Source organism: Paenibacillus pini JCM 16418, from assembly GCF_000576305.1.
GTDB lineage: Bacteria > Bacillota > Bacilli > Paenibacillales > Paenibacillaceae > Paenibacillus_AQ > Paenibacillus_AQ pini.
On the sequence record NZ_BAVZ01000021.1, the window covers coordinates 1 to 22927 of the forward strand.

Consider the following 22927-nt stretch of genomic DNA (forward strand, 5'->3'; position numbering starts at 1 on the left):
GGCGTTAGTGGCAGAATCAAATCAAACCAAACTAACCGGCGCAGTATCGAAAATCGCAGAACTCAAAGCTACAGCGGAACGTGATCAAGCCGCAGCAGAGGAAGTAACCGCGAAAATCGTAGCCTTACCAGAAGAAATCACGTTAGAGAATGAAGAGGAAGTAACTTCAGCTCAAGCTGCATACGCAGTTTTAACAGAAGAGCAAAAGGCGTTAGTTCTGGAAGTAAACTATACCAAACTAACAGCAGCAGTAGAAAAGATCGCAGAACTTAAAGCCGAAGCTGAACGCGATTAAGCCACAGCAGATACACTAACAAAGAAATTGTAGCTTGACCAGCAATGCAACGAAAAGGCTTCATAAAAGACTGTACAAGTGGTAGGACCCTATTTAATATGTGGGGTCCTTTTCTTTGGGCCTTTCATTATTTGATGGGTATTAAATTTTAACATTAAAGGTACTAAGGTAATTACCATAATTACAAATATTTTTTTAATAAATATTTTACTTCATCAATCCTGTTAATTGTGTATATATTCTATAGGTATTATATGTGTCATTCACATTGACACCACCCAATCCATGGTGGTATATTCGAAATGTGAGCGCTTGCTTATTACTCTATTTGACAATGAAGGGAATGTTAGTGCATGCAAGGTAAAGTGAAATGGTTTAACGCAGAAAAAGGTTATGGCTTTATTGAAACTTCTGAAGGTGGCGATGTATTCGTACATTTCTCCGCTATTCAAACTGAAGGTTTCAAAACTTTAGAAGAAGGTCAAGACGTAGAATTCGACATCGTTGAAGGCGCACGCGGACCACAAGCAGCTAACGTAAACAAACTGTAATCATCCGGCTACGGCCGCGACCTACATATGATGTGTACGATGGTTAATGGAATAACGATAGCTACCAAGACCCTGGTCATTCAGGGTCTTTTTTTGCGTCATGCACAATTAATGGTTTATTTTAACATAAAATTTTCTTATAGCTTATGTTTCCCGATCCCATAAAACGGTTAAGAATTCGTACCCTCACCTATAGAACAGGTTAAAAGAGTAATGGGGCGTTCAAGGGCGCAACATACACAGAAACGCCTTTTTACTTAGGGTTAACAATTGTGATATAATGGATTTGCAAAGGAGGAGTGCCCTATGAATTTTAGTATTCGAGGTCAACATATCGAGGTAACCGATGCTTTGAAAGATTACGTGGATAAGAAACTTGGAAGACTTGAAAAGTACTTTGATGCACCCCCTACCTCAGAAGGCTATGTAACACTTAGCGTCATTCGAGGATTGCACACCGTGGAGGTGACGATTCCACTCCCAGGCGTTATGCTTCGGCAGAAGACCGCAGTGAAGATATGTATTCATCAGTTGATTCGGTCGTGGACAAGCTGGAACGTCAGATTCGCAAACACAAAACTAAATTAAACCGTAAGTTCCGTCAGGAAGGCAGCTTGAAGACGCTGTTTACTGAAGATCCGGCTGCTGGATTAAATCCTAGCTCCGAGATGGAAGAAGAACTCGATGATCTGGAAGTAGTGCGTACCAAGCGGTTTACCTTTAAACCAATGGATGTGGAAGAAGCTATTTTGCAGATGAACATGATTGGTCATAATTTCTTCGTATTCTCTAATATTGATAACCAAGAAGTGAATGTTGTGTACAAACGGAATGATGGTAAATATGGGCTGATTGAGAAGACTGAGGTTGGATCGTATTAGAACATGTTAATGAAGCGGATGTAACAATTTTCATGTAATTGTAAATTTTAATTTCAAAAAAGAGCCCTAATCCTGCAACGGATGGGGCTCTTTATACGTATATATATATATAGAAGGTTTTTGGACGGTGTCAGCACAAATGAACTGTGATAGTCTATCAACCTGTATGTTGCGGCATCCCTTACAAACTGTTACAATTTATGCAAACAAGAAATGAAAAGGATCTATTTTTTCAAGCGTATCCGAACTAACTTCAAACCGTAAATTTTGTCTGGATGAAGTCGATTCGATCTGGATCAATTTCAACAGAACCCAACGTACCCATATGAGTTGCTTCCTGTATGAATTGATTCTCAGGGAATCCATCTCATTTGATAAATAACCCTTATATATTGAAGTTAATTCTTAATCTAACTATTGTTTTGCGCGAAAGGGGTTAATCATGCTAGGACTTGTTAAAAAGATCTTCGGCGATGTAAATGATCGTGATATCAAACGTCTGATGAAGACAGTAGAAAAGATTAACAACATAGAACCGGATTTCGTATCACTCTCGGACGAGCAGCTGCAAGCTAAGACGGCAGAATTCCGTGCACGGATTGAGAAGGGTGAAACGCTCGATGAGCTTTTGCCAGAGGCGTTTGCTACCGTACGGGAAGCTTCCAAACGTACACTGGGCAAACGTCATTATAACGTTCAGCTCGTAGGTGGTATGGCTCTGCACGAAGGACGAATTGCAGAGATGAAGACAGGTGAAGGTAAAACGCTAGTAGGTACATTGCCTGTATATTTAAATGCTCTACTTGGCTTAGGTGTACACGTGGTTACGGTCAATGATTACCTTGCACAGCGTGATAGCCAGGAAATGGGTATCATTTATGAGTTCTTGGGTATGACAGTCGGGGTTAACCTGGGCGGCATGGACCATGCGGATAAACAATTGGCTTACGCTTGTGATATTACGTATGGTACTAACAATGAATTTGGCTTCGACTATCTACGGGATAACATGGTTCTGTATAAAGAGCAAATGGTTCAACGTCCGTTGTATTTCTGTACCATTGATGAAGTTGACTCGATCCTTGTCGATGAAGCCCGTACACCACTCATTATTTCTGGACAAGCGCAGAAATCAACCGAGCTATATTACTATGCGGACCGCTTTGTGAAACAATTGCAGAAGGAAGAAGATTTCACGGTTGATATTAAAGTGAAATCTGTTGCACTGACGGAGAAGGGTGTACAGAAGGCAGAACGTGGATTTGGTATTGAGAATCTATACGATCATGCTAACGTAACGTTGAACCACCACGTGGTTCAGGCTCTGAAGGCAAATGCTATTATGCGTCGTGATGTTGACTACGTTGTAACCGAAGATGAAGTTGTGATCGTGGATGAGTTTACAGGCCGCCTGATGGCTGGACGCCGCTACAGCGATGGACTACACCAAGCGATTGAAGCGAAAGAAGGCATCGAAGTACAGAATGAAAGTATGACGCTGGCTACGATTACGTTCCAAAACTATTTCCGTATGTACCGCAAGCTTGCAGGGATGACAGGTACAGCGAAGACAGAAGAAGAAGAATTCAAGAAAATTTATGGACTTGAAGTACTTCAAGTGCCTACGAATAAACCAAACCAGCGCATAGACACGCCAGATGTAGTTTACAAGAGTGAGAACGGTAAGTTTAAAGCTGTTGTAGAAGAAATCTTGAAACGTCACGAGAAGAACCAGCCCGTGCTGGTAGGTACCGTTTCTATTGAGAATTCTGAGTTGATCTCGGACATTCTTAAACGTAAAGGCGTGAAACACCAAGTCCTTAATGCTAAATACCATGCTGAGGAAGCTGAAATCATTTCCGGTGCTGGGCAGGCGGGTGCTGTGACGATTGCAACCAACATGGCTGGACGCGGAACAGATATTATACTTGGTGAAGGTGTGGCTGAATTAGGTGGTCTGCACATTATTGGTACAGAACGCCATGAATCTCGTCGTATTGATAACCAGCTGCGCGGACGCGCAGGGCGTCAAGGTGATCCGGGTTCTACACAGTTCTACCTCTCCTTAGGTGATGAGCTGATGAAACGTTTCGGTGCGGATAACGTGCTGGCTATGATGGACCGTCTTGGATTTGAAGAAGATCAACCGATTGAGAGCAAAATGATTACCCGTGCAGTTGAATCAGCTCAGAAACGGGTAGAAGGTAATAACTTCGATATGCGTAAAGTTGTCCTTCAATATGATGATGTCATGAATCAACAGCGTGAAATTATCTATAAACAGCGCCGTGAAATTCTGGAGTCTGAGAATATTAAAGACATTGTTATGGAAATGATTAAACCGGTAATTGAGCGGGTTGTTCAGGTGCACTGTAGTGATGATATTCCAGAAAACTGGGAACTACAGGAAGTTGCTGATTATGTGAACAGTAAATTACTTGATGAGGGTTCCATTACACGTGATGATTTATGGGGTAAGGAAATTGAAGAGATTGTTGAATTCCTATTCGATAAGATTCAAGTGAAGTATACGGAACGCGAAGAACGTATTGGTGCAGAACTCGTACGTGAATTTGAAAAAGTTATCGTACTACGTTCTGTAGATAGCAAGTGGATGGATCATATTGATGCGATGGATCAGCTTCGCCAAGGTATTCACCTCCGTGCATACGGTGGTACAGATCCATTACGTGAGTATCAATTTGAGGGCTTCGAGATGTTTAATAATATGACTGCTAATATTCAAGAAGAAGTTGCACAGTATATTATGAAGGCACAAATTGAAGGTAACCAAGAGCGCCAATCGGTAATCGAAGAAAGTAAAGTTTCTACGAATGCTGAACCTGCAGAGAAGAAGCCGGTGCAAGTTGCTGAACAAGCGGGTCGTAACGATCTATGTCCTTGCGGTAGCGGTAAGAAATATAAGCATTGTCACGGACAAGAATAGTTCGGTTAGCATAAAATAATTATACAATGCCCGCCTTCATGAATTGAGGCGCGGACCAAAACTCCCTTGATTCAGGGTAACTTAAGCCGCTTTTGTATTCAGCCTCTAAGCTGATGGCTAAAGTTGTCCCTACTTAAGGGAGTTTATGTCGATAAAGAGGTGAAGAGTTCATTATGATCGATCCAAGTATTAAGCATGACCTGCGCGAAATTGCAAAGAAACTCACCAATCTTAGGGGGTCTCTTTGACTTAGATCTCAAGCAGGAAATGATACTCAACTTTGAAGAGAAAATGTCTGTTCCAGATTTTTGGGATGACAATGAGAAGGCGCAAAGCCTAATTGCTGAAATGAATGCGGTGAAGTCCTCAGTGGACGACTATGAGAAGCTGCAGCAGGAGTACGATGATGCGGCAATGATGGCAGAGCTAGCAGATGAGGAAGGAGAGGAATCCCTTTTTGATGAAATTGCAGAAGCTGTCAAAGGCATCACGAAGAAGCTAGATGATTTCGAACTCGAGCTGCTGCTAAATCAACCGTATGACAAGATGAACGCGATCTTAGAGCTTCATCCAGGTGCTGGCGGTACGGAGTCGCAGGATTGGGGTCAGATGCTTCTACGTATGTATACGAGGTGGTCTGAGAAGCATGGCTTCAAGGTTGACGTACTAGATTACTTACCTGGCGATGAAGCAGGCATTAAGAGCGTGACGCTGCTGATTAAAGGATTCAATGCTTATGGATATCTGAAGGCGGAGAAGGGCGTACACCGACTAGTAAGGATTTCACCTTTCGATTCCTCAGGCAGGCGCCATACTTCATTTGTATCCTGCGACGTGGTACCGGAAATTACCGAGGATGCAGCTGTTGAGATCCGGACTGAAGACCTGAAAATTGATACGTACCGCGCGAGCGGCGCGGGCGGACAGCACATCAATACAACAGATTCAGCTGTTCGGATTACTCACTTACCCTCAGGTGTAGTTGTGACGTGTCAGAATGAGCGTTCACAGATCAAGAACCGTGAGCAAGCGATGACCATGCTTCGTTCGAAATTGTATGAGCGTAAAATCGAAGAACAAAAGAAACATCTGGACGAAATCCGAGGGGAACAGTCGGAAATTGCGTGGGGAAGCCAGATTCGCTCCTATGTGTTCCATCCCTATAACATGGTAAAGGATCACCGTACATCAGTAGAGACAGGCAATGTCGGCGCTGTTATGGATGGGGATCTAGATCTCTTCATTGACGGTTATTTGCGTAGCCAAATTAAGGTGGAAACTGAATAAAATTTGTTTATTCCTGCACGCTAGTAGTGCAGGAATTTTTGATGTCTAAGGAATACAACCTATTGATCTAATAATAAGGAGAGAGAAGAAACATGCCTCAACCACCATCGAGTCGCAGAACAACGCCACTCATACCCATGAACAGCCCACAACGTCACGTTGTGGATACGCTTTTAATTATTATAGGATCATTTATTATTGCACTTGGATTTAATCTGTTCTTTCTACCCAATGGCATTGCTTCTGGTGGGGTATCTGGTTTATCGGTACTTGGCGAGGCTTGGCTCGGATTGGAACCCGCTTTTACGCAGTGGGCACTCAATATTCCATTATTTATTATGGGTGTGTTATTACTCGGCAAAAATTATGGCATTCGCTCGTTACTTGGCAGTGTAATTTTACCGCTGTTCGTATTTTTAACTAAAGATTGGCCGCTCCCTACAAGTAACCCGCTACTGGCATCCATTTATGGTGGTATCGCTGTTGGACTGGGTATCGGAATTGTATTCCGTGGTAGAGGTTCCACAGGTGGACTGACTACTCTAGCACAGATTATCCAGAAGTTCACCGGGCTTAGCTTTTCTTTATGTGTTGTACTACTAGATGGTTCGGTTATTATTTTGGCGGCATGTACACTTTCCTTAGAAAAGGCGCTGTACGCGCTCGTAGGCTTATATGTTACAGGCAAGGTGATTGATGGAATTGAAATGGGCTTCAATTTCACCAAAGTGGCTTATATTATTTCTGACCACACGGAACCCATTAGTCAGGCGATTCTGCATGATCTCGACCGAGGTCTTACGAAGCTGAACGCACAAGGTGGATATACAGGGAATAATCGCACAGTACTGATGGTTGTTATTGGACAAAGTGAGACGACCCGATTGAAGGCGCTTGTTCGATCAGTGGATCCAGATGCTTTTGTGATTATTAGTCATGCGCATGAAGTCTTGGGCGAGGGATTTAAATTGCATGAGTAGTTTATGATGGATAGGTAGAAGAGGTATACTGCTCCCGAATGGGGCGGTATACCTTTTTTGTGGAAAATTATAGTTGAAAACGATGATTAATAAGTTCAAAATGGTTGGTATGCAGATGCTATGGCAAGATGTTGGATTTGGTAAAAGTCCATATGGGACAAGGGATTAAATCCTCAAGAACGGTTGTATTTATATGAATACAGATGTATAATAATACATACTTATTAATGGGAATGGACGTAGTAGGCAGTGGAGAGGGGAACGCGAACATGTCAGGTGATCAAGCAGATAACAGTAGAGATCAAAAGGTGAGAGTAGCTATTATTGGTTCAACCGGATATGGCGGAGTAGAATTGATTCGATTGCTGCAAGGACATCCTCAAATTGAAATCACATCCGTTATTTCTTCTTCTAGTGCGGGGGTTCCAATATCGGATGGATTTCCCCATCTAACGGATATTATCGTACAGAATCTAGACGGGGTAGATGCCCAAGAAATAGCTGGAAAAGCCGACGTGGTTTTCGCGGCAACTCCATCAGGCGTAAGCAGTACACTTGTACCGCAGCTACTTGATGCTGGCCTTAAAGTCATCGACCTATCAGGAGATTTTAGATTAAAGGATGCAGCTAGCTATGAACATTGGTATAAGCATGCGGCTCCCGAAGCGTCCTATTTGGAACAAGCCGTATACGGTTTAAGCGAAGTGTATGGCGAGGCAGTAGCTGGTGTCGACTTCATATCAAACCCAGGATGTTATTCGACAGCAAGCTTGCTAGGATTGATTCCGGCGATTAGCGCTGGATGGATTGATCCGAAAAGCATCATTATTGATGCCAAGTCTGGCGTATCTGGATCGGGTCGAGGCGTTAACTTAGGCGTTCATTACGCGGAAGTGAATGAGAATTTAAAAGTTTACAAAGTCAATAAACATCAACATATACCGGAAATTGAGCAGGTACTAACACAGATAACAGGCGAGCCCGTTACGGTGACATTTACAACGCATCTTGTTCCGATGACTCGGGGAATTATGACGACCATATATGCAAGCATGAACAACACATATAGTATGAAGATTTAGTGCAATTATACCGAGAATATTATCGTGGAAGTCCGTTTATACGGGTAAGAGACAAAGGCATTTGGCCTGCAACGAAGGAAGTCACTGGATCAAACTATTGTGATATTGGATTCGCAACAGATGCACGTACAGGCAGAGTAACGATTATATCGGTCATTGATAATGTTGTGAAAGGTGCGGCAGGTCAAGCGATTCAAAATATGAACCTGATGATGGGATGGGAGGAGCATCTTGGCTTAAGATACGTACCAATGTATCCGTAAGCAGGATGAAAGGACATGGGAGAAGGACATTATGAAGTGATTGAGGGCGGCTCCATTATTACGCCAAAAGGGTTCTTCGCAGGGGGCGTGCACTGCGGACTCAAGAAGACGGATCGCCATGATATTGGCATCATCCGCTGTGAGGTGCCGGCCGTGGCTGCGGCCGTTTACACCACGAATGCTTTTCAAGCGGCGCCACTGAAGGTGACGCGCGAGAGCTTGCAGGACGGCCGCTTGCAGGCCGTCGTTGTCAATAGCGGCAACGCGAACGCCTGCACAGGGCAGCAGGGCGAAGCCGATGCCTATGAGATGCGCGCGCAGGCCGCTCGCCACCTTGGGGTGGCGGAGCAGGATGTCGCTGTCGCCTCCACAGGCGTGATCGGCGAGCTCCTGAAGATGGACTGCGTCAGCGCCGGCATTGAGGCGCTGCCAGCACGACTAGGCAGCACACCGCAGAGCGCTGAAGATTTCTCGCAGGCCATCCTCACCACCGATTTGGTGAAGAAGGAAATTTGCGTAACGGTTGATGTAAACGGCAAGAAGGTTGTCATCGCTGGAGCCGCGAAAGGCTCAGGGATGATCCATCCGAATATGGCGACGATGCTTGCTTTTATGACTACAGATGCAGTCATTGAACAGCCAGCATTACAAGTACTTATGCGCCAAGCAACGGATTCTACGTTTAACATGATTACCGTTGATGGCGATACAAGCACCAACGATATTCTGATTGCTATGGCGAGCGGTATGGCGAGTAATGATGTATTAAATGAGGATCACCCCGATTGGGAAGCTTTTGCAGCTGGGTTTACGTATGTATGCCAAGTGCTTGCACAAGCGATTGCTCGTGACGGTGAGGGTGCAACGAAGCTGGTTGAGGTAAGTGTAAACGGTGCGGTTAGTGACTTATCTGCCCGTGCAATTGCCAAAACAGTAGTCGGTTCAAGTCTAGTCAAATCCGCTGTATTCGGAGCGGATGCCAACTGGGGACGAATTATCGCAGCCGTTGGACGTGCGGGGGAGCCCGTGAATCCGGAGAGCGTAGATATTCGTCTCGGCGATATTTCGGTGCTTGAAGCATCTCGTCCTGTTATATTCGATGAGGATGCGGCGCTTGTTTATTTGAAGGGTGACACGGTGCGAATCGTGGTTGATCTTCATCATGGAGAAGGCAAAGCTACAGCTTGGGGCTGTGATTTAACATATGATTATGTTCGCATCAATGCGGCATACCGAACTTAAAATGAACTCAACCATGAATGACTGGAATGCTAATCTTCTGGAGAGGAGAGAACATGTGTGACGAATCTAAAATACGAGACTAGTAATACCGATGCTACTAAAGCTTCCTCCACTCGGAGCTTTGTGATGAAATGCGGGGGAAGCACACTAGCTGCATTACCCGAATCATTCTTTGAAGATTTGAAGCAGCTTCAGAATAATGGAATGCAGCCTGTGATCGTTCACGCGGGGGCCCTGCCATATCGGATAATTTGACGAAGCTCGGTATAGAAACGGAGTTCGTAGGTGGATTACGTAAGACGACGGATGCCGTTCTCGATGTTGTTGAGATGGTTTTGGCAGGGAGCATTAACAAACAAATCGTAAGACGTATACAGGGAACCGGTGCACGTGCTTTGGGACTGTCTGGAGTAGACGGTTCGCTCATTCAGGCACAGCCTGTTCCCAATCATGCCGAAGTTGGTTTTGTAGGTGATGTTACTTTCGTAGAATCAAGCATTATCCATGGAGTTATGGATATGGGATATATGCCAGTCATCGCTCCAGTGGGTGTAGATGCTAGCGGACAGCGATATAACATTAATGCGGATACGGCAGCAGGCGCTGTGGCTTCGCATATGGGTGTCGATCGAATGATCGTCGTCACAGATGTTCCGGGCATTATGACATCTGCTGGCGGCGAGAAGCGGGTGCTGCCTGAGGTTTCGATTCAGCAGATTGAAGATATGATCACAAGCGGTGAAATCTATGGCGGTATGATTCCGAAGGTTCGTGCAGCCATTAACTGCATCCATGGTGATGTACAGGAAGTCGTTATTGTCGACGGAAGTGAACCACAGGTGCTGAGCCGTGTCGTTCATGGCGAAACCATCGGCACACGAATTGTCCGGGTGTAAAGCGTAATGAGTTAACTGAAAATAGGGATAGGAGTGATACGAATGGGTGATCAAGCACAACAAACAAGCTCGTTGTTTCCGACATATGCCAGATATCCGATTAGTTTGGTTAAGGGTAAGGGAAGCTGGCTTTGGGATGATCAAGGGAATAAATATTTAGATTTCATGTGCGGTTTGGCTGTTACGAATTTGGGCCATGCGCCTGAGAAGGTGTCGGCGAAGTTGAAAGAGCAGATCGATGAGCTATGGCATGTATCTAACTTATTTCAGATCCCAAATCAGGAAAAAGCAGCTGCGCTATTAACAGCTAACACTTGTGCGGATGCTGTATTCTTCTGTAACAGTGGCGCAGAAGCGAATGAAGCTGCAATCAAGCTGGCTCGTCGTTATCACCAAAAGGTGAAAAAGACAGGACGTTTCGAGATCATCACATTCTATCAATCCTTCCACGGGCGGACGCTAGCTACATTGACAGCAACCGGGCAAGATAAGGTGAAAGAAGGATTTTTGCCGCTTCCGACTGGATTCAAGAGTGTACCTTTGCATGATTTAGACGCGCTTAAAGCAGCAATCAGTAAAGACACAGCTGCAATTATGATTGAGATGATTCTAGCTGAAGGCGGCGTATTGACTGTTCAAGCTGATTTCCTTAAAGCTGTGAAGGAGTTGTGCGATGAGCATGGACTTCTACTTATTGTAGATGAGGTTCAGACAGGAATGGGACGTACAGGCAAGTTATTTGCACATGAGCATTATGGCATTGAGCCGGATATTTTTACAGCCGCCAAGGGAATTGCTAGTGGCTTCCCCGCAGGAGCGATGCTTGGTAAGGGATATCTGCGTGAAGCATTCAGCGCAGGTAGTCATGGTTCCACCTTTGGGGGTACACCACTCGCAACAAGCGTCATGATTGCGACGATTGAGACCATTCTAGAAGACAAACTGCCAGAGCGTGCGGCTGAAATGGGTGCGTATCTCGTCCAGCAATTGAATGAGAAGGTAGCAACGAATCCTTTTGTCATCGAAGTTCGTGGTAAAGGACTGTTGATTGGCATCGAATGCCAAGACGCCGTAGGCGATATTGTATCGGCAGGACAGAAGCGGGGTCTATTATTCGTGACAGCCGGTCCGAATGTGATTCGTCTGTTGCCAAATCTATACGTTAGCAAAGAAGAAATTGATCAAGCTGTGAGTATTCTTGCAGAGTTGATTCATGAACATACGGCAGTAAAGAAAGCTTAGTAGAATTGAAGGAGGGGTCAGCATATGACACAGACACAGCAGCAGGTGAATTTGAAAGGGCGGGATTTGCTAGAGCTTGATGATTACAGCCCGGAGGAAATCCAGTATCTGCTGGATCTTGCGGTGGAACTGAAGCGTAAGCAGAAGAACGGTGAGGTTTATCAGCCATTGAAGGGTAAGACGATTGGTCTTATTTTTGAAAAATCATCTACACGTACACGTGTATCCTTTGAAGTAGGAGCCTTTCAATTGGGTGCACACGCACTTTTCCTTAGCAAAAATGATATTCAGCTTGGACGCGGGGAAATCATCAGCGATACAGCGCAGGTGCTTTCACGCTACCTAGACGGCATGATGATTCGTACCTTTGGTCATCACAATGTGACGGACCTCGCGAAGTATGCTTCTGTACCTGTCATTAACGGTCTTAGCGATTTAGCGCATCCATGTCAGGTGCTTGCGGATTTACAAACAATCTACGAGCAAAAGGGCACATTAAAGGGCCTCAAGTTAGCTTATATCGGTGACGGTAATAACATGGCCCACTCGCTTATGATCGGCGGGGCGAAGCTGGGTGTGCATGTTTCCATTGCAAGTCCTGAAGCTACGAGCCAGATCCAGAAGTTGTAAAGCTCAGCCGTCAAATTGCTTCAGAGAGCGGAGCACAGATAGTGGTGACTCGCAGTCCTCAGGAAGCCGTGAAGGATGCCGATGTAATCTATACGGATGTATGGGCGAGCATGGGCTTTGAAGAAGAACAGAAGCAGCGTGAAGCGGCTTTTAAAGATTATCAAGTGAATGAAGAGCTAGTTAAGGGTGCGAAAAGCGACTACTTGTTCATGCACTGCCTGCCTGCACATCGCGGTGAAGAAGTAAGCGCGGGCGTGATCGACGGTAAGAACTCGGTAATTTTTGATCAAGCTGAGAACCGTCTGCACGCACAAAAAGCTTTGATGGCTGCTTTAATGGCATAATAGAGTAAGTATTTCATTATATAATCCGAATTTCGATTCATAAAGGATACAGGGAGAGGAACCTTACGATGGCAAAAGAAAAGATTGTACTCGCATACTCCGGCGGTTTGGATACGTCGATCATTCTCAAATGGCTAAAAGAAACCTATGATGCTGAAATTATCGCTTTTACAGCTGATGTTGGACAAAAGGAAGAGCTAGATGGCTTGGAGGAAAAGGCTCTCGCTACGGGTGCTTCCAAAGTATACATCGACGATCTTCGTGATGAATTCGCAAATGATTTTATCTTTCCGATGTTCCAATCGGGTGCTTTGTATGAAGGACAATATCTGCTAGGTACGAGTATTGCTCGTCCGCTGATCGCGAAGCGTATGGTGGATATCGCCCGTGCTGAAGGCGCAACGATGATTGCTCACGGCGCTACAGGTAAAGGTAACGACCAAGTTCGTTTCGAACTAGGTGTAGCTGCACTGGCACCAGATATTAATGTCATTGCTCCTTGGCGTCTTGAAGAATTCCGTAATGATTTCCCTGGACGTGCTGAAATGATCGCTTACGCTGAGAAGCATGGCATCCCAGTTACTGCTTCAGCTGCTAAGTCTTATTCCATGGATCGCAACTTGCTACATATCAGCTATGAGAGCGGCGTGCTTGAAGATCCTTGGTTTGACCCAAGCACGACGGAAAATAAAGATATGTTCCTGCTGAGTGTGTCCCCAGAGGATGCACCAGATGAAGCGGAATACCTAGAGCTTGAATTTGCTAAAGGTGACTGCGTTGCTCTAAATGGACAGAAGATGAGTCCGTTAGAAGTTATGGATAAATTAAATGAACTGGGCGGCAAGCACGGTATTGGGCGCGTAGATATGGTAGAGAATCGTTTTGTGGGTATGAAGAGCCGCGGCGTGTATGAAACGCCGGGCGGAACCATTCTGTTCACCGCACACCGCAAAATGGAATCCATTACGATGGATCGTGAAGTGATGAATCTTCGTGATAGCCTAATTACTCGCTATGCCACTCTTGTATATAACGGTTTCTGGTTCGCACCAGACGCCTTGCATTGCAAGCGTTGGTACAAGAAAGCCAGAAGAATGTGAGCGGAACCGTTCGCGTGAAGCTGTATAAAGGTAATATTATCGGTGCTGGCGTGAAGAGTCCTGTCAGCTTGTACAACCCGGACATTGCTACGATGGAAGCTGATCCTACACAAGCTTATGACCAAGGCGATGCTACTGGATTTATCCGTTTGAACGCCCTTCGTCTCAAAGTGAGTAAAGGCGTAGAACTGAATCAATAAAACAACCTATGGCTGCATGAAAGCCGTTCCTGCTTCTTTGTGAAGGAGTTGGGACGGCTCTCTGCTGTTTAGAAGAGGAGAGGGAAAAGCTATGAGTAAATTGTGGGGAGGACGCTTCACAAAGCAGACCAACCATTTGGTAGACGAGTATACGGCATCGATTGGTTTTGACCAAGCGTTGGCTGAGGAAGATATTCAAGGCAGCTTGGCCCATGTGACCATGTTAGGTAAATGTGGGATTCTGCCACTCGAAGACGTGGAGAAGATTAAAGAAGGGCTGAACACCGTATTAGGAAAAATTAGGGATGGAGAGATTGAATTCTCCGTATCCGATGAAGATATTCACATGAATATCGAGAAGAACTTAATTCAAGAAATCGGACCTGTTGGTGGTAAGCTGCATACAGGACGTAGTCGTAATGACCAAGTAGCTACGGATATGCACTTATACTTACGTAAACGTGTGGTGGAGCTTACAGGTATGCTGCATACGCTTCAACATGCTTTAGTTACGCAGGCACGTGATAATCTAGATACAATTGTTCCAGGTTATACACACTTACAGCGTGCACAGCCGATTCTTTTTGCTCATCATCTGATGGCGTATGTATCAATGTTCCAACGTGACATTGAGCGTCTAATGGATAGCTATAAACGTATTAATGTATTGCCGCTAGGTGCAGGGGCTCTTGCAGGAACGACATTCCCAATCGATCGTCACTATGTAGCGGAACAGCTTCAGTTTGATCGTGTCTATGAAAATAGTCTAGATGCAGTTAGCGATCGTGATTTCATCGTGGAGTTTCTATCCCACGCTTCGATCATCATGATGCACCTCTCCCGTCTATCGGAAGAGCTTGTGCTGTGGAGCAGCACAGAGTTTGGCTTCGTTGAGCTTGATGATGCGTTCTGCACGGGCAGCAGCATTATGCCACAGAAGAAGAATCCGGATGTTCCCGAGCTTGTTCGTGGTAAAACAGGCCGCGTTTATGGTAACTTAATCGGTCTATTGACCGTATTGAAGTCTCTGCCGCTTGCATACAACAAGGACATGCAGGAAGATAAAGAAGGCATGTTTGACACTGTCGCTACCCTTGAAGGAGCGTTACAATTGTTCGCTCCAATGATCACGACGATGAAGGTAAACAAAGGACGTATGCGTGATGCGGTTAACAAAGATTTCTCTAATGCTACGGACATTGCGGACTTCCTAGTAGGTAAAGGTCTTCCTTTCCGTCAAGCACATGAAGTCATCGGTAAAACCGTGCTGTATTGTATTCAGAACAGCAAATACTTGCTTGACCTCTCCATGGATGAGTTCAAGCAATTCTCACCGTTGTTTGATGACAGCATTTATGGCGTATTACAGCCAGAGACGGTAGTGGATGCTCGTAATGTATACGGAGGAACGGCAACCGATCAGGTTGTAAATGCCATTAAACGCGGCGAGGTATTGCTGAATATGACGGAGCAGTGGCTTGGAGAGCACGAATAAAGGACAAGCGCTACGAGTTACAGGTTAACATATAAACATAACCGATAGAGATTAGTACATTCTCTATCGGTTTTTTGTATGTATCTATTCTGGTTCAACGCCAAAATTAGGGGTTGCTAAAAAGCGAAAGTAGCGAAGGGGACGGAATCGATCTGAAGAAGCGGTAGCGGTCGCCTTTGTCTCCGAATTTCTACCTTTTAAAATAATAAGATTAAGAAATTCAGAGACAACAGCGATCGGAAGAACGATCCGTAACCGCAGCGGTCGCCTCGCTCAATGTCAAACACTAATTTTTTAGATTCAACCTCTACTATTAAATATTTACAACGTAACAATGTTATGTTACATTTATTTTGAGGGGGTCATTATACAAATGAACGAAGACGAATTGATCTCAAAAAAAGAACTGCTGGAATGGACCGGCATATCATATGGTCAGCTGTATCGATGGAAACGTAAGAATCTCATCCCAGAGGATTGGTTTATACGTAAATCCTCTTATACGGGGCAAGAAACTTTTTTCCCGCGGGAGAAGATATTACAACGTATTGATCGAATTAAGAATATGAAGGATGGCTTATCCCTGGATGAGCTTGCGGATGTGTTCTCGCCAAGCTCAGACGACATTTCACTTGGAGCACAAAAACTTGTTGAACGTAACATTGTTACTCAAACAACCCTACATTTGTATGAAGAAGTTCAAGGGAGCCAGGAAACACTGGCCTTTTCCGATATGGTTTGTCTATTTGTATTAGAGAAGCTACTCCAGAGTGGGGAAATGACCCAAGGCGAGGGGAAGATGCTGATACATTTACTCAAGGAACATGAAGAGCATTTTGCTAGCAGACCCTGTGAAGTTGTTCTTTTCCGCAAAATGGGCGTAACTTCATTCGTACTCGCAGAGTCCATGGAACATATTTATTTTGACAAGGGTGTAAAGTGGGTCGTTCGAATGTCGGTCACAGCCTGTATTGAAGAATTGAAGATGAGCTTGAATGAACGGGAGGAATGAGGAGTGGAGCAGCAATCACGTCATGATTTGATTTTATCGGGAATGGGCAAGGCGGCTGGGGGCAGCTATCAGCATGTGCAGATCGATGGGATGGGCACTATAAATCAGGATACCGACTGTGTTTCATTGACTGCACACGGAAGGTTCATGTTATGGGAGCATTGCAATCAGAGGCGGTAACGGCAAGTGGTACCTTATCTATAAATGGGGCTGTTCATGCAGATCGAATTCTCGTGGATGGTATGGCAACAATGAAGGATGCTGTAGTATGCAAAGATTCTCTTGAGGTGAACGGAAGAGTGTCCATCGAGAAGAATCTTAGCGCTGATAAAGTGAAGGTGGACGGAAGTTTGAAGACAAGGGGCGACGTTCAATGTGAGACTCTTTCAGTACATGGTGGGTTTAATATTGAGGGGCTGTTGAATGCAGGACAGGTGGATATTAAGCTTAATTTTCCGTGTCGGGCTCATGAAATTGGCGTCGAGAGAATAACGGTTAAGCGGACGAAGAAATTCCGTGTACTAGAGCAACTAACAGGTACGTTTGCGGCTCGTTTGAAGGTGAATGTAATCGAAGGTGATTTCATTGAACTGGAGTATACAGATGCCGATACGGTGCGAGGCAACGAAGTTAGAATTGGCCCCGGATGTCAAATTCGGTTGGTTGAATATAAGCATGAAATGATTCAGCATCCTGATGCAAAGATTGGATCGATTCAACAGATATAAGGATTAGTTTAACTTGAGGAGGGTGCGTATGACAGCTTCTAACAACGAGAATGTTAAATTTTCAGATATGAAGATTATGGGTAATGGAAGCTCGGCAGGAGGAACGTTTAACCTAGTCAAAATCATGGGTGATGCTGAGATCAATGGTTCGATAACATGTAACGCATTTAAATGTATGGGAAATACTCAGGTAAGAGGAATGGTAAGCACAGGTGGATTTAATTGCACTGGTGAAATACAAATCACCGAAGGCATGCGGTCTGAGAGTGCTAAATTAAATGGAAATTTACGAGTGCTAGGAGAACTAAGCGCGAAGTTGATTACGATAAATGGTGAATTATCCGTTGGACAACGAATGACTGCTGAGAAGGTCAAGGTCAACGGCACGCTGAGTGTTGCAGCAGACTGTCAATGTGAAGATATGACGATCCGAGGTTCCCTCGAGGTGGACGGCATGTTAAATGTTGAGCATTTGCAGCTTAAGATGCATGGCTCAAGCAAGGCACGAGAAGTGGGTGGCAGTAAACTTCATGTAAGCAGGGGATTCAGTGTCCCAATTCTGAACAAATTGATCACAAGTATGGAAGGAACCTTTCAAGCGGGTAGCATTGAAGGCGATGAGTTGTATCTGGAGTATACGATAGCGAAGATTGTACGGGGGCGGCATGTAACGCTTGGACCTGGCTGCGAAATAGGTTTGGTCGAATATGCTGAAGAATTCAAGTATGATCCAAGTGCTTCGGTTTCTCAGGTGAATCAAATCATTGTATGAGGTTTCCTCAGCGAAAGCTGAGGGTAATTCTCCTTATAGAACGAAGGGAGACGATATAAGATGAAGGTTATCATTACACAAGCAGAAGCGGTAGAGAAAGGCATCTGGAGTCAGGTCATGAGTATGTTTGGTGTGGATGACGAGGATGAGGTATGGCCTAAAGAAGAGTATATTCTGACAGAGGATCAGGCTCGGAAGCTTGAACTCATCCGTTAAAAAAGAAAGTACATACTATAAGTAAAAAGCGCTCCTGTAGGAGCGCTTTTTTGGTTTGTTCATGGTGAGAGAAGTATGTTCAATTTGAGCTTAGAGATTCGGACCGCTCACACCATCCTCAACTACGGAATCATTAGAAGCAGGACCATTGTTTTTGGCTCTTCCACTACCGGGAGGGACGGCAATCAGGCGATTCTGCGGACGGTAGGTATCTGTAGATATCTTGTGTTTTTCAATGACTTTTCCATCTACGATTTTGGTTTGATAGGTCTCAACCACATAACCAGGTTTTCCACTCTGTAGAATTTCCTGGCCATCCGTAGGTATCGAAGCATTTTGTACAAATTTATCCGTAACGGGCAAAGTCTTCACGATGTTCGATTCAAGTGCGTATTCAATATTTTCGGGAAAGGTGCCAAAGAATTTAACGGTTAGTTTGTGCTCCTGAACAGCAGCGCGAATAATTAGCGTCTTACCTGTATTGTTCTTAAAGCGAAAATTAATAGAGCCTGAGGCAAAGGTGGCATCTTGGCCTTTAGGCAAGTAGCTGACAGGAAGGGAATGATTGCGACGTTCAACGATTTCCATGCCCGTGCGCAGAGCTGCATTGTAGACTGTACTGGATACCTGGCAGATCCCTCCGCCAATACCCGGCACAAGCTTGCCATTCACAATGACGGGGGCCTCTTGGAAACCGGATTCCTTCTCCGCCTTAGCAATAACCTTGCTGTAATCAAAAAGATCACCGGGTTTCAGCACCATACCGTCCACTGCCTTTGCGGCTGAACTGACGTTATAGATTCTACCCGGACCACTTGACCCAAGGGTAGTGGAGAACTGAACAATTTTACGATCAATTCCTTCATCCTTTAGCCCCTTATAAGTAATCTTCGGTTGAAGTGTATAAATAGGAAGATCAAGCTTAAGTGCTTGGGTAGATCGATTGTCGATAGGAGTGAAATCTTTAGGAATGATTGCAGTCATCTGCTCTGAGAACGTCTGCCAGTCAATGCGCGCCACGGATGTCTCAGTCGTATAGATAATCTGATCATTGTCGTTAATTCGCCGAGTTGCATTCACGGGTATGCCAAAGTGCTCCTTCTCCCACGTGTCATTGTACATGCTTTTAAGGACGGATGGATCGAAGTGGGGAACAAGACTCCAGTTCTGACTAAACTCACGGCGATAATTCAGTTTATCCCACCAGCTACCTGCGCTTAGTTGTAATAGAGCATTACGAAAAGTCTCTGCTTCGTATGTCACTCCCGCCTCGGCCAATGTCAACTTTACTTCCGGAACATCTTGCTTCGTCATAGACAAGTTTAAGGGAAGTTCCCCCATCTGTTGGAGTCGCTCATCAAGTTCTTTGAGCACATCGGTCGTTTTCTTGCCGCCTACGTCCCACCCAGAGACCTGTACATTTTCTGGGACGGTGTTTTGGTTTGCGTAGAGATGAATCCATCCTGCGGTGATGGAACCGATCAACACGAGACTGGCGATGATGATCAGGCTTAAATGAATTTTTTTCATGGGCTCCCACCTTCTGACTTCGTATTAATCACGATTAATGCTATTTTCATGTATATGCCCGTAACCATGGAAAAATTTCGGGTACTAAAAAGGTAACAATTTTGTTACAATGGAAAACATCTTGATGATTTCTAAAGTTTTTTAAAGGAATTAGCTGGAATGTGTCGAAATTATAATGGCTAATTATGTAATTAGGAAGTGATGAAGAACGTGATCGAAATGCAGGATGTATGGAAGACGTATCCGAATGGCGCACATGCCCTTCAAGGAGTCACCGTTAAGATTGATCGAAACGAGTTTGTATACGTTGTCGGACCGTCCGGCGCAGGTAAATCGACATTTATGAAACTGATTTATAGAGAAGAAGTACCCACTAAAGGTCAAATCTCTGTAAATGGGTTTAACATTGGTAAGCTGAAGCAGCGTAAGATTCCTTACGTTCGCCGTAACATAGGCGTTATTTTTCAGGATTTTCGCTTGTTACCTCGACTATCGGCATTTGAGAATGTAGCCTTTGCGATGGAGGTTATCGAATCGCCAAAACGTCAGATGAAGAAACGCGTGATGGAAGTGTTGGATTTGGTAGGTTTGAAGTCCAAAGCGAACCGTCAACCTGCACAGCTCTCCGGCGGGGAGCAGCAGCGTATTGCGATTGCAAGAGCAATCGTCAATAATCCTTCTGTCATTATCGCGGACGAGCCTACAGGTAATTTAGACCCGGAAACCTCGTGGGGCATCATGCAATTGCTCGATGAGATTAATTTTCGGGGAACGACGATTGTTATGGCCACTCACAACAAGGACATTGTAAATTCTATGCGTAAGCGTGTTATAGCAATCGAACAAGGCAACATTGTGCGGGATCAGTTGAGAGGAGAATACGGATATGACTTTTAACACCTTCTTGCGTCATTTACGGGAAGGGTGTAGGAACGTATTCCGCAATGGATGGATGTCAGTGGCATCTATTACCTCCATCATCGTGTCCCTTTTTATTCTGGGCGTTTTTGTTCTTCTAGTCCTAAATGTGAATGCCATTGCCGACAAGGCCGATAGTCAGGTGCAGATTCGGGCATTTCTGAATGTGACAGTAGATCAGAAGCTTCGTGAATCCTTACAGAAGGAAATTGCTTCCATGCCTGAGGTTAGCCGAATAAGCTTTATTTCCAAAGCGCAGGGCCTTGAGGATTTCCGCAAAAGTATGGGTGATGAGGGAAAGGATATTCTTGAAGGTTTTAGCAAGGATAATAACCCGATTCCCGATACAATCATGGTGGAAGTAATCGAACCGACTACCGTCCCTTTTGTAGCGAAGAAGATTGAAGCACTGAACACAACCCATACCGAACAGCCTATTTTCAAAGTAAAGTATGGAAAAGGTACAATTGAAACTTTATTCAAGGTTACGCGGACTGTTCGCAATGTTGGCTTTATTTTTGTAGCGGGATTAGCACTTATGTCGATGTTCCTAATATCTAATACCATTCGAGTAACAATCCTAGCGCGCCGTAAGGAAATTGGCATTATGAAGCTGGTCGGAGCAACGAATAACTTTATACGCTGGCCGTTCTTTGTTGAAGGAACATTGATTGGTCTTATTGGTTCGCTAATTACCATTGGAATATTGTTTGTTGGATATGATCAGTTGATTTCTGCGGTTAGTTCGGATCTTGCACTACAGGTTTCTTTAATTCCCCTGAAACAAATTTGGCTTCAAATTGGGGGCATATTGTTCGTATTAGGTGTACTTATCGGAATGTGGGGGACAACGCTCTCCATTCGTAAGTTTTTGAAGGTATAAATATGAGGCTTCGTTATAAGCCTCGTCTGATCATTACGGGATGTCAGCTGAACGGGAGAACATTTTGAAAAAGGATGGGGAGCGCAAGTTGAAAAAAATCGCCTCTATAGTAGCCGTTGCGATGTTGGCAGCTGTTATTTTTCAGCCCACAGAAGGATATGCCAAGCGTAAAACGGTAGATCAAATTGAACATGAATTGAGATTGCTGCAGCAACAAGCACAGTCCGCGAAGAAGCAGAAGGCATCGGCTGATGCGAAGAAGCAGGAAGCTCAGCATTATAAGAATAAAACGACACAGAACCTGCAGACTGTATTGGACCGAATTGATCAAGTTAGTACTAATTTGGCCAGCCTATCGGTTCGTATTGATCAAACACAAGAGAATCTTCGAAAGACGGCAAATGAACTGGATGAAGCGGAAGAACGGATCCAGTCACGTGAGAAGATGTTAGAGTCGCGTGTCAGACTGATGTATACAGATGGGAATGTTTCTTATTTAGAAGTGCTCCTTGCTGCAACCAGTTTTTCTGATTTCCTAGAGCGAGCGGATACAATTAAGAACTTCGCAGATCAGGATAAAGATTTAGTTGAGCAACATAAGAAGGACAAGGCTCTTGTATTGGACAAGCAGAATGATTTAAAGGGCCAGTATGCGGAAGCTAAGAATTTATATGCCGATATGGAAACACAGAAATCAATATTGGACGAAAATGAGAAGCAAAAGCAGGTCCTGATTGCTCAGTATGACCATGAGATTGAGGAATCAGATGGCATTAGTGAAGAGCAGGACCAAATGCTCGTTACTTTGGTTAGTAAGCGTTCTGCGTTGCAACAGGAGAAGAATAAGATTAAGGCGGAGGAAGCGGCACGTAGAGCCGCTGCCGCTAAGAGAGCAGCCTTAGCTGCAGCCAAGAAAGCAGCCGCCAAGAAGGCCGCTGCTGCGAAGAAGGCTTCATCTAAAGGCCATGTTTCAGGTAGTTCATCTATAAGTGGCTTCTCAGGCAACGGCGGTCCGCTTCTATTACCCGTTAGTGGAGCACGCGTTTCATCTGGATTCGGACGCAGGGTCCATCCGGTAACTGGTGAAGTCGGCAAAATGCATAAAGGTGTCGATTTAGCTGTGCCTCAAGGAACTTCTATTCATGCTGCTGATGAAGGGAATGTCATATTAGCGGAGTGGTATAGCGGTTACGGATACTGCGTTATTGTTGATCATGGAGGTGGCATGTGGACCCTTTATGGTCATATCCGTCAAGGTGGTATTAAAGTAAGCGTGGGAGATCATGTTTCTCGCGGTCAAGTTATTGCAGAGTCAGGTGCTACTGGGCAAGTAACAGGGCCACATTTACACTTTGAAGTTCGTAATGATGGCAATGCTGTTGATCCAATGCCGTATCTGTAGTGATGAGTATAAATATTCCGTACAAGCCAAA

The 22927-nt window shown here is 44.7% G+C and carries 17 protein-coding genes and 5 pseudogenes; 21 read left to right on the forward strand and 1 reads right to left on the reverse strand.

The window, feature by feature from the left end:
• The 18 genes and pseudogenes from JCM16418_RS25080 to JCM16418_RS25345 all read left to right on the forward strand — a co-directional run.
• Positions 1-295: hypothetical protein (locus JCM16418_RS25080; protein ID WP_036652580.1), on the forward strand; the 295-nt coding region annotated here is incomplete at its 5' end.
• 353 nt (positions 296-648) lie between these two features.
• Positions 649-846 (forward strand): cold shock domain-containing protein, encoded by a 198-nt coding sequence (locus tag JCM16418_RS20075; protein ID WP_036652581.1) that lies wholly within the window; start codon positions 649-651, stop codon positions 844-846.
• A gap of 306 nt (positions 847-1152) precedes the next feature.
• Positions 1153-1727, forward strand: a pseudogene (hpf, locus tag JCM16418_RS20080) (ribosome hibernation-promoting factor, HPF/YfiA family).
• A 442-nt stretch (positions 1728-2169) separates the two neighbouring features.
• On the forward strand, positions 2170-4674 hold the full coding sequence (gene secA, locus JCM16418_RS20085; protein ID WP_036652583.1) for a preprotein translocase subunit SecA: 2505 nt from the start codon (positions 2170-2172) through the stop codon (positions 4672-4674).
• Positions 4675-4847: 173 nt separating this feature from the next.
• Positions 4848-5961 (forward strand): peptide chain release factor 2 gene (prfB, locus tag JCM16418_RS20090; RefSeq protein WP_148298875.1). Its coding sequence is split into 2 segments (ribosomal slippage): positions 4848-4919 and positions 4921-5961, totalling 1113 coding nucleotides; the frame shifts between segments, so codons are not numbered across the junction.
• Positions 5962-6053: 92 nt separating this feature from the next.
• Positions 6054-6941 (forward strand): YitT family protein, encoded by an 888-nt coding sequence (locus tag JCM16418_RS20095; RefSeq protein WP_036652585.1) that lies wholly within the window; start codon positions 6054-6056, stop codon positions 6939-6941.
• Positions 6942-7210: 269 nt separating this feature from the next.
• A pseudogene (gene argC / locus JCM16418_RS20100) lies at positions 7211-8286 on the forward strand (N-acetyl-gamma-glutamyl-phosphate reductase).
• 15 nt (positions 8287-8301) lie between these two features.
• Positions 8302-9528, forward strand: a complete 1227-nt coding sequence (argJ, locus tag JCM16418_RS20105; RefSeq protein ID WP_036652587.1) for a bifunctional ornithine acetyltransferase/N-acetylglutamate synthase — start codon at positions 8302-8304, stop codon at positions 9526-9528.
• A gap of 126 nt (positions 9529-9654) precedes the next feature.
• Positions 9655-10424: pseudogene (argB, locus tag JCM16418_RS20110) on the forward strand (acetylglutamate kinase).
• Between the two features lie 42 nt (positions 10425-10466).
• Complete coding sequence (gene argD, locus JCM16418_RS20115) at positions 10467-11666, forward strand: acetylornithine transaminase (protein ID WP_036652589.1); 1200 nt, start codon at positions 10467-10469, stop codon at positions 11664-11666.
• Positions 11667-11690: 24 nt separating this feature from the next.
• A pseudogene (gene argF, locus JCM16418_RS20120) lies at positions 11691-12640 on the forward strand (ornithine carbamoyltransferase).
• Positions 12641-12708: 68 nt separating this feature from the next.
• A pseudogene (locus JCM16418_RS20125) lies at positions 12709-13940 on the forward strand (argininosuccinate synthase).
• Between the two features lie 91 nt (positions 13941-14031).
• Positions 14032-15435 carry an argininosuccinate lyase gene (argH, locus tag JCM16418_RS20130; RefSeq protein ID WP_036652590.1) on the forward strand — a complete coding sequence of 468 codons (1404 nt, stop codon included), beginning with the start codon at positions 14032-14034 and terminating at the stop codon, positions 15433-15435.
• A 373-nt stretch (positions 15436-15808) separates the two neighbouring features.
• Entirely contained in the window at positions 15809-16447 is a 639-nt protein-coding gene (locus JCM16418_RS20135) for a YhbD family protein (protein WP_036652592.1), read from the forward strand.
• Positions 16448-16450: 3 nt separating this feature from the next.
• Entirely contained in the window at positions 16451-16627 is a 177-nt protein-coding gene (locus JCM16418_RS25085; protein ID WP_156327236.1) for a hypothetical protein, read from the forward strand.
• Positions 16600-17175 (forward strand): polymer-forming cytoskeletal protein, encoded by a 576-nt coding sequence (locus JCM16418_RS20140; protein ID WP_052020595.1) that lies wholly within the window; start codon positions 16600-16602, stop codon positions 17173-17175. Before JCM16418_RS25085 ends, JCM16418_RS20140 begins: the two co-directional genes overlap by 28 nt.
• Before the next feature lie 28 nt (positions 17176-17203).
• The gene (locus tag JCM16418_RS20145) at positions 17204-17947 is read left to right on the forward strand and encodes a hypothetical protein (protein WP_036652593.1); all 744 of its coding nucleotides are present in this window, start codon (positions 17204-17206) and stop codon (positions 17945-17947) included.
• A gap of 60 nt (positions 17948-18007) precedes the next feature.
• A complete protein-coding gene (locus tag JCM16418_RS25345) occupies positions 18008-18163 on the forward strand; it encodes a hypothetical protein (RefSeq protein ID WP_162832486.1) in 156 nt (51 codons plus the stop codon).
• Between the two features lie 90 nt (positions 18164-18253).
• Here JCM16418_RS25345 and JCM16418_RS20150 read toward each other — a convergent pair whose 3' ends face one another.
• On the reverse strand, positions 18254-19693 hold the full coding sequence (locus tag JCM16418_RS20150; RefSeq protein ID WP_036652595.1) for a VanW family protein: 1440 nt from the start codon (positions 19691-19693) through the stop codon (positions 18254-18256).
• 210 nt (positions 19694-19903) lie between these two features.
• Here JCM16418_RS20150 and ftsE point away from each other — a divergent pair, with 210 nt between their 5' ends.
• The 3 genes from ftsE (at position 19904) to JCM16418_RS20165 (ending at position 22896) form a co-directional block, all read left to right on the forward strand.
• Positions 19904-20590: a cell division ATP-binding protein FtsE gene (ftsE, locus tag JCM16418_RS20155; protein WP_036652596.1), complete on the forward strand. Its 687-nt coding sequence runs from the start codon at positions 19904-19906 to the stop codon at positions 20588-20590.
• On the forward strand, positions 20580-21494 hold the full coding sequence (ftsX, locus tag JCM16418_RS20160) for a permease-like cell division protein FtsX (protein ID WP_036652598.1): 915 nt from the start codon (positions 20580-20582) through the stop codon (positions 21492-21494). The genes ftsE and ftsX overlap by 11 nt, the downstream gene beginning before the upstream one ends.
• Positions 21495-21582: 88 nt before the next feature.
• Complete coding sequence (locus JCM16418_RS20165) at positions 21583-22896, forward strand: murein hydrolase activator EnvC family protein (RefSeq protein WP_036652620.1); 1314 nt, start codon at positions 21583-21585, stop codon at positions 22894-22896.
• Positions 22897-22927 lie beyond the last annotated feature (31 nt).